At 60.9% G+C, this 13,313-nt stretch carries 11 protein-coding genes and 1 pseudogene; 8 read left to right on the forward strand and 4 right to left on the reverse strand.

What is annotated here, in order from left to right; all coding sequences use genetic code 11:
- Positions 1 to 199 precede the first annotated feature (199 nt).
- A complete protein-coding gene (locus WOC76_RS00330; RefSeq protein ID WP_341102627.1) occupies positions 200 to 1,141 on the forward strand; it encodes a DUF1403 family protein in 942 nt (313 codons plus the stop codon).
- Positions 1,138 to 1,845, forward strand: a complete 708-nt coding sequence (scpB, locus tag WOC76_RS00335) for an SMC-Scp complex subunit ScpB (RefSeq protein WP_341102628.1) — start codon at positions 1,138 to 1,140, stop codon at positions 1,843 to 1,845. Before WOC76_RS00330 ends, scpB begins: the two co-directional genes overlap by 4 nt.
- 80 nt (positions 1,846 to 1,925) lie before the next feature.
- Here scpB and WOC76_RS00340 read toward each other — a convergent pair whose 3' ends face one another.
- The gene (locus WOC76_RS00340; protein ID WP_341102630.1) at positions 1,926 to 2,618 is read right to left on the reverse strand and encodes a hypothetical protein; all 693 of its coding nucleotides are present in this window, start codon (positions 2,616 to 2,618) and stop codon (positions 1,926 to 1,928) included.
- A 20-nt stretch (positions 2,619 to 2,638) separates the two neighbouring features.
- Between WOC76_RS00340 and WOC76_RS00345 the strand changes: the two genes are divergently transcribed.
- From WOC76_RS00345 to WOC76_RS00370, 6 genes and pseudogenes are all read left to right on the forward strand, one after another.
- Positions 2,639 to 3,154: a hypothetical protein gene (locus tag WOC76_RS00345; protein ID WP_341102632.1), complete on the forward strand. Its 516-nt coding sequence runs from the start codon at positions 2,639 to 2,641 to the stop codon at positions 3,152 to 3,154.
- Between the two features lie 318 nt (positions 3,155 to 3,472).
- A complete protein-coding gene (locus WOC76_RS00350) occupies positions 3,473 to 4,132 on the forward strand; it encodes a sensor histidine kinase (protein WP_341102634.1) in 660 nt (219 codons plus the stop codon).
- A gap of 404 nt (positions 4,133 to 4,536) precedes the next feature.
- Positions 4,537 to 8,595 (forward strand): chemotaxis protein CheB, encoded by a 4,059-nt coding sequence (locus WOC76_RS00355; RefSeq protein WP_341390089.1) that lies wholly within the window; start codon positions 4,537 to 4,539, stop codon positions 8,593 to 8,595.
- A gap of 1,333 nt (positions 8,596 to 9,928) precedes the next feature.
- Positions 9,929 to 10,144, forward strand: coding sequence for a CsbD family protein (locus tag WOC76_RS00360; protein WP_341102642.1), 216 nt, complete (start codon positions 9,929 to 9,931; stop codon positions 10,142 to 10,144).
- A gap of 51 nt (positions 10,145 to 10,195) precedes the next feature.
- A pseudogene (locus WOC76_RS00365) lies at positions 10,196 to 10,310 on the forward strand (IS3 family transposase); the annotation flags it as partial.
- A 358-nt stretch (positions 10,311 to 10,668) separates the two neighbouring features.
- Positions 10,669 to 11,007, forward strand: a complete 339-nt coding sequence (locus WOC76_RS00370) for a hypothetical protein (RefSeq protein WP_341102645.1) — start codon at positions 10,669 to 10,671, stop codon at positions 11,005 to 11,007.
- A 79-nt stretch (positions 11,008 to 11,086) separates the two neighbouring features.
- Here WOC76_RS00370 and WOC76_RS00375 read toward each other — a convergent pair whose 3' ends face one another.
- From WOC76_RS00375 to WOC76_RS00385, 3 genes are all read right to left on the reverse strand, one after another.
- Positions 11,087 to 11,791: an IS6 family transposase gene (locus tag WOC76_RS00375; RefSeq protein ID WP_341102648.1), complete on the reverse strand. Its 705-nt coding sequence runs from the start codon at positions 11,789 to 11,791 to the stop codon at positions 11,087 to 11,089.
- A 66-nt stretch (positions 11,792 to 11,857) separates the two neighbouring features.
- A complete protein-coding gene (locus WOC76_RS00380) occupies positions 11,858 to 12,859 on the reverse strand; it encodes an NADP-dependent oxidoreductase (RefSeq protein ID WP_341431220.1) in 1,002 nt (333 codons plus the stop codon).
- A 32-nt stretch (positions 12,860 to 12,891) separates the two neighbouring features.
- On the reverse strand, positions 12,892 to 13,293 hold the full coding sequence (locus WOC76_RS00385) for a hypothetical protein (protein ID WP_341102650.1): 402 nt from the start codon (positions 13,291 to 13,293) through the stop codon (positions 12,892 to 12,894).
- Positions 13,294 to 13,313 lie beyond the last annotated feature (20 nt).

Here is a 13,313-nt window from a genome sequence, read left to right on the forward strand (position 1 = left end):
TCCGATAAGCGCACATTATCGGACATAAAACAGACAAGACAAGCCCGGCGTATTCGTCCCGAAATACCGTGACAAAGCGCCGCCATTGATTCAAGATTCTTCCATGCAGTCGCTTGATTCGATGCCCGCGTCCGCGCCCCTTCCCCCCGCAAAGCGGCCCCCGCGCGCGCGCCGCGTTGCGGCGGCGTCGGCGACACAGATGGTTGAAATTCAACCGCTTCCGCGCTGGACGCGGTCGCAAAACACCGATCCTGGCGCGGCAGCTTTTTCGACGGGCGCCAGCCTGGCGCTGTTCGATGCAATGCTGCGCGGCGGGCCCGACGGCGCCGAGCCCGATTTCGTCGGTTGCCTGCGCCAACGCCTCGCGCTGCGCGCCGCCGACTCCTGCGCGACATTGTCCCGGCTGCGCGAGGACGCGGCCGCCTTGCGCGACGCCGAACATCGTTCGGGCGGCGGCGAGACAAGCCCGGCCGGCCGGCTGCACCGGGTCTTCCGCCTTTACGCATCGCTGCCGGCGCGACTCGACTCGGCGTTCTCGCGCGCGGTCGGGCCGCTCGGACTAAATGAGGCGATCGACGCCCCCGCCCTCACGGAGGTGGCGACCACGGCGCCCGATCCGCTCGCTGCGGCGGCGCGGGTCAGCGCCGCGGCGATGAAACTCTGCGATATGCACGCCCACGACGCTGAAACGCTCGCCTTCGTCGTCGCCGATCTCGCTCTGGCGAACCGTCTCGGCTGGGTGCGGCCGGTCCCTCTGCTCGCCGTCGCCATGGCGGATCCCTCGCTCAGGCGCGGGGCAGGGGCAAGGGAAAGGGCAAGCCGGCCCAGACCCTCGGACACGGACTGGCCGGCCGCGGTCGCCTTCGCCTATGGGCGCGCGGTCGTCGAGGCGCATGCGCTCGCCGTCGACCTGGCGCGACGCGCGCAAAAGCTCGTTTCCGTCACGCCGGTCTTGCGCGCGAAAGGAGCAGGGCGCGTCGTCGAGATGCTGCTGGCCGACGACGCCGTCACGCCCGCCGCCGCCGCCTCCTGCGCCGGCCTCTCGGATCGCGCCGCGCGGCGCCTCTTCGACCGCCTCGTAACGCTCGGCGCCGTGCGCGAACTGACCGGGCGCGAGACCTTCAGGATCTACGGTCTATGAGCCGCGCCGCCGCCGCCCGTCTCGACCGCGACCTTTCTGATCTCCCGGAAGGGATGCGCTGGCGCGAATGGATGCTGCGCGCCGAGGCGGCGATCTTCGCCTCGCCGACGCCAGTCCCGCGCGAGACGCTCGCCGCGCTCGTCGGCGACGCCTGCCGGCTCGACGCGCTCCTCGCCGATATCAACGCGGAGCTGAAGGCGCGGCCTTACGAGATCGTCTTCGTCGCCGGAGGCTGGCAGTTTCGCACGCGCCCGCGTCATGCCGAGACGCTGCGCGCGCTCGCCGGGGCAAAGAATGCGGGGCCGCCGTCCTTCACTAAACTGGAGATGCTGGCGCTCTCGGCCATCGCCTATCAGCAGCCGGTCACCCGCGCCGAGCTTTCGCGCCTCGCCGGTCACGACATCAGCCGCGACATTCTCGGCCGGCTGAAAAGCCTCGGCGTCATTGCGCCTGGCCCTCGCGCCCCTCAGCCTGGCGCGCCGATCGCCTGGGTGACGACCGCACGCTTCCTAGAAGTCTTCGCGCTCGGCAGTCTGCGCGATCTGCCGGAACTCGACGCGCTTGATGACGCGCGCGCTGAAGAGGCCGAAGACGTCGAAGCCGCGCTCGACGACGCGTTCGGGTTCGAGGATGAGGACGCGGATGACATCCACGACGAGGCGACAGATGCTCACGTTCGAAGAAGGGCGGCTGTCAACGATTGAAAAGACGCCGGGCGGCGCGTCAGGGACCACGACCGATACGAGCGCGACCCATAAAATAGGTATGCGTCCGCTTGGTCATATTAGCCCCGAACATGCCCGGCCAGCTCTAGCTCATGCAGGGCCGCTACGACGTGTTTGGTCACCGCTTCCGAATGGCCCCTTTTTTGCTCCTGGAGAACTTTCTTGAGATGATCGGCTGCGCTTGCCTCGTGAGGGCTGATCCTCGCCGCGTCGGCTGCTTCGGTATCCGCTAGCGCGAGATCGGTGTGAAAGGAAAGGATCCTGAAAAGCTTTGATATCTCTTGCGCCAGAGGCTCATAGGCCCGGAGCGCCGCAAGCGCTTCGTCATAAGCTTTCTCAGACTTCGCATAGGCGGCCCGGCGATTTCCCTCGACGCTTTCAGCCTTTGCCTCTAGCGACTTTCTTGAAGCGGCGTCATACGCCGCCTGCGAGCCTTGTAGCCTGGTTTCCCCGGCGCTGAGCGCCGCCAAGGCCGTGCGCTGGCTATTTTCGTTGCCATGCGCGAGCGACTCCTCAAACGCACTTTCCACCTGCGCAAGATTTTCAACCGCTTCCGCTAAGGTGGTCCGCGCCTCTTCCTTAGCTGTTTCGAGAAGGTGTTTTTCCGGCGTGTGTAGCGCCGCTCTGATCATGTCGCGGAGCGCGTCCTTTTTCTCCTCACCCGATGGCGTTTCAGGCCGACTTAAGAGATCGAGAAGAAAGACCGCCGTCTCGCGACTAAGACTGAGGTTCAGGGCGGAGTTCTCTTTCATTTCATCCTCTCTGGTCATAAATGGGGTGCGTACGCCGAATTGAAACGGCTACGGGTCGGTGGGCGCCGCAGGCCCGTGCGGCGCTGTTCGGTCCGCCCAACGATCCGGCGGCAATTATCCGGCACTACACGCTTATTTTGTTGCCGGCGGCGAAAATCCTGGAACGCATCGGTCTGGCGGCTCGTGCTCGCGTGCGAAAGCAGGCCCACAAGAATCTGATCGGGGGATTGGAGCAGCGGACGATCAATGAACTGCAAGCCTTGATCGCGGTCAGCGACGACAGAGATCGCACGCAGCTCGCCTGGTTGTGCGACGGGCCAGAGGCACCGACGCAGAAGAACCTGGTCGGGATCGTCGAGCGCCTGCAATTCGTCCGAAGCCCGGGCGTTGGCCGGATCGCGAGCAAGGGATTCATCGCGCCCGTTATAGGACGATCGCCAAGGAAACGGCTATTCTCAGCGCGCAGCATCTTTTATTACAGGGATGGAGACCGCGATCGTGATGATTACGGCCTTCGGAGAGGCGAGCGTTATTAAGCTCTGGGTCGATAGCACACGCCCCCGCCGCAGGATATGCAGCGGCGGGGCGCTCCCGCTTCAGATCCAAGCGATATACTCCTCGGTCGGGCCACAGCCCGCAGCCTGCAAGCTGGATAAGTTTACCCTGAGCAGCAAGACGGTGGGACGCTTGAGCACCTGCTTTCCCACACACAGATGCTTGGCGTAACGCAAATTCAACGATAGCCGGCTGCTGGTTGCGTTTATGAATGCCCCCGCTCTTGCAAGGACTCGATTACAGATCCGTCATTGACTGCCACGCCCGTGTAGCTAGCTATTGTTCGAGGAGCATACGCGATGTCGGGGGAGCCGCCGGTCAATGAATTACTGACACGCATAAGCGAGCTTGAACTAAAGCTCGCCGGGGCGGAACAGCAGGTTAGAGAGTTCGAAAATCAGTGCGCTGAGCAGAAGCACCGGGTCCGTAATGCTTTGCAGGCCCTCTCGCTGCTTTTAGCGGCTCAAGCGAGAACCGCCCGACAACCCGACCTTTGCATGCGCTGCATCGCAAGGTTGGCGAGCATATGCGAGCTGAACGAGGCCTTATGTGGGAGCGAAAAGGATGTCTCGGTCGCTGAGTTTCTTCCTGCCTTATCCCGCTCTATCGAACAGGCGTTCGGGGACAAAGTGAGCTTTGAAGCGTGCGTCGAGGATGACGTTCGTCTCGATCACAATCGTGCGCGCTGTGTTGGTCTCATTTATTCAGAAGCGGCGATGAACGCGTTGAAGCATGGGTTCCGCGGGTCGCCCTCTGGACAGGTGCGCGCAACGTTTCGAAGGTCAAAGGATCACTGGGAAATGGTGGTCGAGGATAACGGCGTCGGCTTCGAGCCTCCTGCGTCGCTTTCCGGGCACGGCCTCGGCTATATGAGTGAACTCGCCTGGCAATTGGCAGGGGAGCTGAGGTTCGAAAAGCTCCAACCAGGTTCGCGGGTTCGCCTTACTTTCCCAGCTTGATTGGGAGGAGCGGTTAGCGTCGGACATTCGATACCAGGCGTTTGCGCATTCAAGTCGAGAAGCGCAAAGGCGACGGCAGGCACAACGTCGGCTGTTTTTTGAATGAGAGCACTAGCGACACACAGCGTATTGGCCGCGCCGACCGCCCCGAAGCGCATGCGGAGCGGTGGCGCTCGCCAGCATCCCCGGCCAATGGGAAGGGGGCGCGTTTCCGCAAAAATCCAGAATTAGGCGAAGCACTCGCGCAGGCCTGGCATCTCCTTGATTGAGACCTCTCTGGATCCACCCATCACTCTTGAGCGAAGCAGTCGAGGCGCCTTTACGGTTGACTTTGGTTGCCAGAATTCCATACCCCGTGGATATGGCCACGGCTATCGGCCTCATCCGGGGGGGGGGGGGACTTAATGCCGACGCCCAAGCTTTCGCCATCGATACTGGTCGGAATTGGCGCCTCAGCAGGCGGGCTTGAAGCGCTCAAAACCCTGCTGCCAGCTCTCCCGAGTGACAAAGGCTTGGCTTTCGTCGTCATCATTCATCTTGCCCCGAGCCAGCCGAGCGTCATGGCCGAGGTTCTGCAGCCCTTTTCCTCGATGCCGGTCACTCAGGTAACTGAAGAGCAGGAGATCGAGCCCAACCATATTTACGTCATTCCCCCCGGGTGCAATCTCTCGACCATCAACAGTCACCTTCGCCTGTCGCCGATCGAGGAAAACCGCGAAGGACGTGCGGCGATCGACCACTTCTTTGAGACCTTGGCCAACACGCACGGCCATCGCAGCATCGGCGTCGTTCTATCCGGGACTGGCGCCGACGGCAGCCTGGGCGTCAGAAAAATCAAGGAGCAAGGCGGCCTAACGATCGCGCAGGAGCCGAGGGAAGCCCAGTTCGATTCCATGCCCCTGAACGCCATAGCGACCGGCCAGGTCGACCTTGTTCTGCCGATAGCGGAGATGCCTTGGCACATGCTGAGCTTCGCGACGACGCAACCCCGCGTCAAGATCGTCGAGGTTCCCGAAGAATTGTCCGCGGCCGATCGGGAGGCGCTGGAGAAGATACTGTCGCTGGTTCGGGCGCGGACCAATATGGATTTTTCGAAATACAAGCACGCGACGGTGATGCGCCGGATCCGGCGGCGCATGCAACTGCATCAGAAGGAGTTGCTTGCGGACTATTTGGAATTCCTGCGCAGCAATCCGAAGGAAGCGAGCCTGCTCGCCGACGAGTTTCTGATTACCGTCACGCAGTTCTTCCGCGACGCCGAAGTCTTCGGTTATCTTGAGAAGGAAATCATTCCCGAACTGTTCAAGGGCAAGACCGCCTCCGACCACATCCGCGTCTGGTCGGTCGGTTGCGCGACCGGCGAAGAGGCCTATAGCGTCGCCATGCTATTGCTGGAGAAGGCTGGGCGGCTGGGTGTTACGCCGCGCATCGAGATCTTCGCCAGCGATCTGCATGAACCTTCGCTGCGCCGCGCGCGGGACGGCCGTTTCCCCGATACGATCGAAGCCGATGTGTCGGCGGAGCGCCTCACGCGATTTTTTACGAGGGAGGACAGCTGTTATCGCGTCCGCCAGGAGTTGCGTGAAATCGTGGTGTTCGCCAGCCATAACCTCCTGCGCGATCCACCCTTCTCGCGCCTTGACATGATCATCTGCCGCAATCTCTTAATCTACTTGCAGCGCGAGCTGCAAAATGACGTGATTGAACTTTTCCACTATGCGCTGAAACCCGGCGGGCTCTTGTTGCTGGGCCCGTCCGAGTCGATCGACCGGGGGGCGCTGTTTCAGGTGGAAAGCAAGGCGCTCTGCTTGTATCGGCGGCGCAACGTGCCCGCCCCGGAGCCCCGATTGCCGGTATTTCCCCAGACATTCCGCCGCGCGGCTCCAATTGAGACGACAGGCTTGCGTCTCCAGCCTGCAGGGAGCTATGGCGCCCTTCACCAGAAAATGGTGGAGCGTTACGCGCTGCCGAGCCTCCTTGTCGATCAGGATTCTCGTATCGTTCATGCCTCGGAGCACGCCGGACGATATTTGCAGGTTCCGGGCGGCGAGCTATCATCCAGCGTCTTTCGTCTTATCCGCGAAGAACTACGCGTCGAGCTGCGGACGGCAATGCAGGCGGCGGTCGCGCATGGCAAGAGCAGCCGCTCCGGCCCGATTCTCATTAACCTCGATGGCGAGCCGAAGCAGGTTGTTCTTCAGGTCAGGCCGTCGACCGACCCTGAGCTCGGCAATCTTCAGCTCATCATTTTCGATGAATATGAAGTGGCCGAGACGGCGCCATCCCGGCCCACCGGCCCTGGAGCCGATGAGGCGCGCGCCGAGTTGGAAGCGACCCGGGAGCGGCTGCGCGCGGTCGTCGAGCAAGATGAAACCTCACAGGAGGAGATGCGGGCGGCCAATGAGGAGCTGCAGTCCGTCAACGAGGAGTTGCGCTCGACCCTGGAGGAATTGGAGACCAGCAAGGAAGAATTGCAGTCCTCGAACGAGGAACTGCAAACGGTCAATCAAGAGAACCGGCACAAGGTCGAGGAGCTGGCCCAACTCACCAGCGATCTCCAAAACTTAATGGCCGCGACCGAAATCGCGACGCTGTTCCTCGACCGTGAGCTTCGAATCATGCGCGTGACGCCACGCACGCGCGAGCTTTTCAATATTCGCGCCAGCGACCACGGTCGTCCCTTTACGGAATTGAGGCATCGGCTCGGAGATGACCTGCTCGAACAAGACGCCTTGCGCGTTCTCGAACGGCTGACCCCCATCGAACGCGAGATCCAAAGCGAAACAGGCGAGTGGTATCTTGCGCGTATAAATCCGTATCGCTCGTCCGCAGATCAGATTCAAGGCGTCGTCATCACACTGGTCGAGATCACCCGGCTCAAAAACGCAGAGCTCGCCGCGCGCAACAGCGCGGAGAATTTCCGCGCGCTTGTCACCACCTCGGCGCAAATGGTCTGGACCACCGCCGCCGATGGCAATGTCACGGACGACTCCCCGAGCTGGCGCGCCTTCACCGGGCAATCGTTCGAACAATTTCGCGGTTCCGGCTGGGCCGATGCGGTTCACCCTGACGACCGTGAAGCAGCATTGAACAAGTGGCGACGTAGTATAGCCACGGAGACGCCGCTGGATGCGGAATTTCGCTTGAGACATTTGGATGGCGGCTGGCGCATGACTCATACGCGGGCCGTCCCCTTGCGTGACGACGCGGGCAAGCTGCGTGGCTGGGTGGGAATGAGCACCGATGTGACCGAGCAAAAGGCCGTGGAGCGCGCTCAGCACGAAGCGGAGGCGGCATGGGAAGCCAATCGGCGCAAGGACGAGTTTTTGGCGATGCTCGGCCACGAGCTCAGAAATCCATTGGCGCCCCTAAGCAACGCGATGGCCATTTTCGAGAAGCGTCTCCCTCCTGATCCCGAGCTTCGGCGGATCCGCGACATCGCCGAACGACAGGTATCGCATCTGGTCCGCCTCGTGGATGAATTGCTGGACATCGCCCGGATCAGCTCGGGCCGCATGGAGTTGCAAATCAAACGGGTCGATCTGCGCGACATCGTCAACGCGGCGGTGACCAACGTCGACCCTGCAATCAAGCAGCAGCGTCATGAGCTTAAGATCGCGCCAGGGGCGCAGCCGCTGGAGGTCGATGGCGATGCGGTTCGTCTCGTCCAAATCGTCTCGAACCTGCTCGATAACGCCGCCAAATACACCCCCGAGCATGGACGCATTCGAGTCACCCTGCGTCAGGAAGGCGGTCAGGCCCTTTTATCGGTCGCCGACAATGGGATTGGGCTCACCCCAGAGGCGCTGACCAGCGTCTTCGACCTCTTTGCGCGAGAGGCGCCAGCCGGTGGAAATCCGATCAGCGGCCTGGGGCTGGGTCTGACGCTGGTACGCCGGTTGGCCGAGCTCCATGGCGGGACCGTGGAAGCGCATAGTGAAGGGGTGGGAAAAGGCGCCGAATTCGTCGTGCGCCTGCCGCTCGCCGTATCCGCATCCGCGAAAGCCCCTGCCGCGGCTTCCAACAGTAAATCTCACGAGAGTGGCCCTGTTTCGCCGCGTCGCATCCTTTTGGTCGATGATAACCGCGACGTGCTGTTTAGTCTGAAGTTGCTGCTGGAGATGGAGGGCCACACCGTTTTCAAGGCCCTCGACGGAAAAAGCGCGCTTGAGACGGCGGCCAAGGAAGCGCCCGAAATCGTCGTGCTGGACATTGGTCTTCCGGATATGGACGGCTACGAGTTGGCGCGACAACTGCGCCGGCTGGAGGCGACCTCAAAAGCGGTCCTCATTGCCGCGACGGGATTCGGCCAACAGCAGGACCGCGACCGCTCCGCTGCGGCGGGAATCGATTATCATCTGGTGAAGCCCTTGGAGCTTAATTCATTGCGAGTCATTCTCGAGAAAATTCGGCCACCCCAAAAAGCGGAACTGGATCCTGAAGAGCGAAAGGCATCGGAATAGATGTTTCTGCCGCCGTGTCCGCGGTCGGCGCGTCCGGACCGCGGCTCAAGCGCTGCGACCAGCGGCTGCCGAGAGTGCGGCGTCTTGTCGCCGCTCCTCCAGCGCTAACAGGCAACGCTTGTATTTCCGCGTGAAAGGTAATTAGCTTTCTCCCCATCGAGTTCGGCCACACGAGCCCAAATATCGATCGGGAAGTCGGCGCAGCGTGACTGCCGCTTGCTCTCAACCCTCAAAATGTGAAAAGGAAAAACCATGGGCGCTATTCTTGAGCTGACGACCTACGCGGCTACGCCAGTCGGAATGTTGGCGATCGTCGCGATTGGCGCGGCTGCCTATTTCGCAGCGCGCTGGGTTCTGGTTGACTGATTGATGCCAGTGCGCGATCGATTACGTCGTAACAAGTATCGGTCGCGACATCTCCATCGCGACCGCCATCGGACAGGCGCGATGGCGGGCGCCTCCAAGGTCCCGTAGATCCGGGCCAAAGCCGTGTGCGTCCGTCAGCCCGAGCGCATATGTCGTTGAGGGGTCGATAGCGGTTGCCTGGTAGAGTGGCGTAAACATTCGCGTATCTTGTTCTCCACCAGCGCGTTGATGCCCGCCCAGTAGACCGACGACGGAACCAGCCACGGCATGACGCCGTCCGCTTCACAACGACGCTTCCACCTCTCTCCTCGTCTCAGCTCAGCCCTCCTCGTGGAGGCGCGGAATCCTACAGTTGGGTCGCTGACGTAGTCCTTCCTGAAATTGATGGCGCGCAGTGGATCGGAGAAGCTGTGTTCCGGCAGCACGACGTTAAGGTGCTCTAAATGACGGGCTGTCCGCGTGCTGTGCTGCTCGGTCAAAGCATTCAGATCGACAACGACCTAACCAAGCCCTTCACGCTGCATCAGTTCGCTTGAGCAGCTCCCGATGCGCCTGACCGCCCAATCAAGGCCTAACGAGTGTCCGGATGATTCAAGAGCGCATGGAGCCGAGAGATCTCGCCGCGCTCGGCAGGCGTCGCATGACGGCAGGTATCCCCACTGCAAACATGCCGCCTCGCAGTTAGACGGGGAGAGCTCTACTTTCTGGCAGATAAATCACGAACGAGAATCGTGCTCGCTTGAAACGCCGTCCACGGCTGTGGCTACGGAACATTTGGCTTACTTGAACCCTTATAGCTGGGTCGGCGACGTTGGAGTCGTCGATCCTTCGAGGCTCATGGCTTCTACCTTCCCCGCCAAATCCCCGGCCGGAGTGTCATTGAGCGTCAGCGTGTGAGCGACGATGCGTGTTTGTTCCCTAACGTGGACAACGAGTGCGCGCTTACATCGCGATTCAGGAGATAAAAATGAACAGCATGACAGATAAGGCAAAGGGTCTGGCCAATGAGGCGACGGGCAAGGCGAAACAGGGCGTGGGTAAGCTCGTGGGCTCTGAAAAGATCGAAGCCGAAGGTGTGGCGCAAGAGGCGAAGGGCGCGGTGCAGAAGGCTACCGGTGACGCTAAGGCAGCCGTTAAGCATGGAGCCGATAAGGTCGCTGGTGCGATCGATAAGAACCTGTGATATCGCGATCCAAAGGGGCGGCGCGAAGCGCCGTCTTCTTTCTCATGATCGCTCGCGGAATACATCGAGATCTTCTATAACCGGGATGCGAAAGCAGGCGCGGCTTGGCCATCTGTCGCCAGCAGCCTTCAGTCAGCAATATTACGCAATGCAGGCGGCCGCTTAAACCGTTGGACTCCACCATTTGCACCCGACCTCATTTGCGGCGGTTGCGGGTTATGCGGTGTTTTTTATTGACCGAAACATCGCTGATCAGCCATCCGAGCCCATGCCCTCCTTGCTGAGCGTTGTCCCGAGTTGCCAGCGGATAGCACGACATTTACACACGGCCACGAAACAAAGCTGCATTCAGGCGGGTTTATTCTTATCGAGCCATGGGAAAGCTCAGGTAGGGTCCACCCTGCATAGGCTGTGGCTCCACTCAAATGGTTTAGGCCATGCGCCCATGACTCCCTCGCGGACTTATCTGGGGGCTTCAGGTAAGTTCGCACTCTGAATATCCATCAGACCGACAGCTGGATTCCGTGGTCGATATCGCAGAAAAAATTCACCGGGCGATCACAAGCTGGGAGTCTTGCACGGGTGGGAAGATATCTGAGCAAGGCAAGCAGATAATAGTCTCCACCGTGCGTGCTATTGTCTACGATCCGCATCCTGGCTGGCGTTTGCCCTCAGGCATGGAGCCATGGCCGACCATGGAAGAAGCCTTGGCCGAGGTGCAGCTAGACGCGATCAGCAAAATAGGGCCGGCCCTAGATCAGATTGCAGCCAAGTCTCCGGACGGCAAGACCGTAAACACCTTTGAGATGCTACATTCCTTCCACGAGATATTGCGGGTCTGGTGCCCGTTCCGGAAAGACTGACGCCGACGAAGCTATAGCCCCGCGCGGCGATGTCACATTAACTCGCTCGGAGCGCAGCGAAGCCCCCTTGGTCTCGATTTTAGGCGGGTAGTGTCACAGATCTCCACTCCGCCAAGGCTTGGAGGCGATGCAGATGGATGGAGATGGCAGAGCGACGAGAAGGTCGGGATGGGACGAAGAGGTTGCGGAGTGCGGAGAAAATGTCTACGAAACGCTGTAACCCGCGCCACGATCTGAATCCCTGCATTACCCGCTCTCGCTTTCGTAGCCGGACATGGGAATTCTCCGCGCGGTTGTTCAAGCCCTTATGCGATCGATGCTCGACGTTCGGCATGATCATCCGTCGCGCTGCGGCATAGGAGCCGAGCTTGTCGGTGATCATGTGGCGAGGGCAGCAGACCTGCTTATGGAGAAGGCGCTTCAGCAATCGCTGAGCGGCTTTCGCGTGACGGTGAACCTGAACGATCTCGTCAAGAATGTAGCCGTCTTGGTCGACTGTCCGCCAGAGATAGCGCTTCTCGCCGTTGATCGAGACGACAACCTCGTCAAGATGCCAGATGTCGCGACGGCCGGGCCCCTTGCGCATCAGACGGCGGGCGTAATCGGGTCCGAACTTCACGGCCCAGCGGCGAATGGTTTCGTTGGAGAGCACGATCCCGCGCTCGAGCAACATCTCCTCGACAAGGCGAAGGCTGAGCGGGAACCGGAAGTAGAGCCAGACGGCGTGGGCGATGATTTGCGGCGGGAAGCGGTGGCGCTTACAGCTGACGGGCGAGGGGTTCATGCAGCCTGAATGGCCCACCGAAGCCTACCCGCCGGTTAATGTGACATCGCCTCCAATCCATGGTTTCTACCGTACCTCGATGACGACCTTGCCCTTCGCGCGGCCGGTCTCGACATAGGCCAGGGCGTCTCCGGTCTTCACAAACGGGAACACCTTATCGACGACGGGGCGAATAACGCCCGCTTCGATCAACGAGGTGATTTGACCCAATTGCTGCCCCTCGGCCCGCATGAACAGGAACGAGTAACCAACGCCGAGCCTCTTGGCCTTCTTGCGGACTCCGCGGCTCAGAAGAGGCAATATCAGCGTCAGAAACAGGTTCAAGCCGAGCGCCTTGGCAAAAGCGGGATCGGGCGGCCCGGAAATGGAAATCAGCCGGCCGCCCGGCTTGAGCACGCGCAGCGACTTCTCGAGCGTCTCCGGATCCTGGCTATTCAGCACGAGATCGTAGCCCGACAGCAGCTTCTCGAAATCCTGCGTCTTATAATCGATGACCACATCGGCCCCGAGACTTTTGACAAGCTCGATATTCTTCGCGCTCGTCGTGGTCGCGACCGTCGCGCCGAGATACTTGGCAAGCTGGATGGCGAACGTCCCGACACCGCCGGAGCCGGTTTGGATGAATACCTTTTGGCCGCGCATCACTTTGCCCACCTCGACCAACGCCTGCCAGGCGGTCAGCCCGACCAGCGGAATGGAGGCGGCTTCCGCCATGTTGAGATTCTTGGGCTTCAGCGCCACGTCGGCTTCATCGATCGCGATGAATTCCGCGAATGTTCCGACCCGATGGTCGCGCGGCCGGGCATAGATCTCGTCGCCGACCTTGAAGCGCTTGACCTTGGGGTCGGCCCCGACAACCGTCCCTGCGATATCGTGGCCGAGGATGAACGGTGGGCGGTAGGGAAGAATGAGCTTGAATTCTCCATCCCGGATCTCGGAATCAAGAAGATTCACGCCCGCGGCGTGAATTTGAACCAGCACGTCATTCCCCTGCAACTCTGGCTCCGGCACGTTAGCCAGACGCAGGGCCCCCTTTTTCTCGTACTTATCAACTACGAAAGCCTTCATGGCCTTTCTCCAATCTCGGATTTGCTGCGGCCTCAGGCGTCCTGTTGGCGGGCGCTGCGGGAATTGCATCGGCCGCGACGCATAAAGTCCGCGCAACAGATCGAGCGCGTCGAGCAACGAGTCGTTTTGTGCAAGACCGCAATCATCCGGCGCACCGTCGGATATCTTTCGACGATTTCGGTCAGATTATCTTCGCGCGTGTTGGTAACAACAATCTCGGTCTCCGCGACGAGCGCCTTCAGGCGTTCCCAGCCGAGAGATCGTTCAACAGCCGCATCTTGATCCTCTCCAGACTCCTTCGCGGTCAACATGGCTTTCGCCATGTGGAGCAACGCACGCGCGGATGCATCGAGCGCTTTCGCTCGATGGACAAGATTTTCTCTGTAGGCGCGATCGGCGCGGCGGTATACGCCGCCAAGCATCTTGTCGAACATGACCAGCGCCGAGTCCGTGA

This window comes from Methylocystis sp. IM3, from assembly GCF_038070105.1.
Taxonomy (GTDB): Bacteria; Pseudomonadota; Alphaproteobacteria; order Rhizobiales; family Beijerinckiaceae; genus Methylocystis.

Excerpts from the sequence above, each read along its gene's own strand:
- WOC76_RS00355 (WP_341390089.1), top strand. The coding sequence starts at position 4,537 with ATGCCGACGCCCAAGCTTTCGCCATCGATACTGGTCGGAATTGGCGCC.
- WOC76_RS00380 (WP_341431220.1), bottom strand. The coding sequence starts at position 12,859 with ATGAAGGCTTTCGTAGTTGATAAGTACGAGAAAAAGGGGGCCCTGCGT.
- scpB (WP_341102628.1), top strand. The coding sequence starts at position 1,138 with ATGAGCCGCGCCGCCGCCGCCCGTCTCGACCGCGACCTTTCTGATCTC.
- WOC76_RS00385 (WP_341102650.1), bottom strand. The coding sequence starts at position 13,293 with ATGTTCGACAAGATGCTTGGCGGCGTATACCGCCGCGCCGATCGCGCC.
- WOC76_RS00360 (WP_341102642.1), top strand. The coding sequence starts at position 9,929 with ATGAACAGCATGACAGATAAGGCAAAGGGTCTGGCCAATGAGGCGACG.
- WOC76_RS00340 (WP_341102630.1), bottom strand. The coding sequence starts at position 2,618 with ATGAAAGAGAACTCCGCCCTGAACCTCAGTCTTAGTCGCGAGACGGCG.
- WOC76_RS00350 (WP_341102634.1), top strand. The coding sequence starts at position 3,473 with ATGTCGGGGGAGCCGCCGGTCAATGAATTACTGACACGCATAAGCGAG.
- WOC76_RS00330 (WP_341102627.1), top strand. The coding sequence starts at position 200 with ATGGTTGAAATTCAACCGCTTCCGCGCTGGACGCGGTCGCAAAACACC.
- WOC76_RS00345 (WP_341102632.1), top strand. The coding sequence starts at position 2,639 with ATGGGGTGCGTACGCCGAATTGAAACGGCTACGGGTCGGTGGGCGCCG.
- WOC76_RS00375 (WP_341102648.1), bottom strand. The coding sequence starts at position 11,791 with ATGAACCCCTCGCCCGTCAGCTGTAAGCGCCACCGCTTCCCGCCGCAA.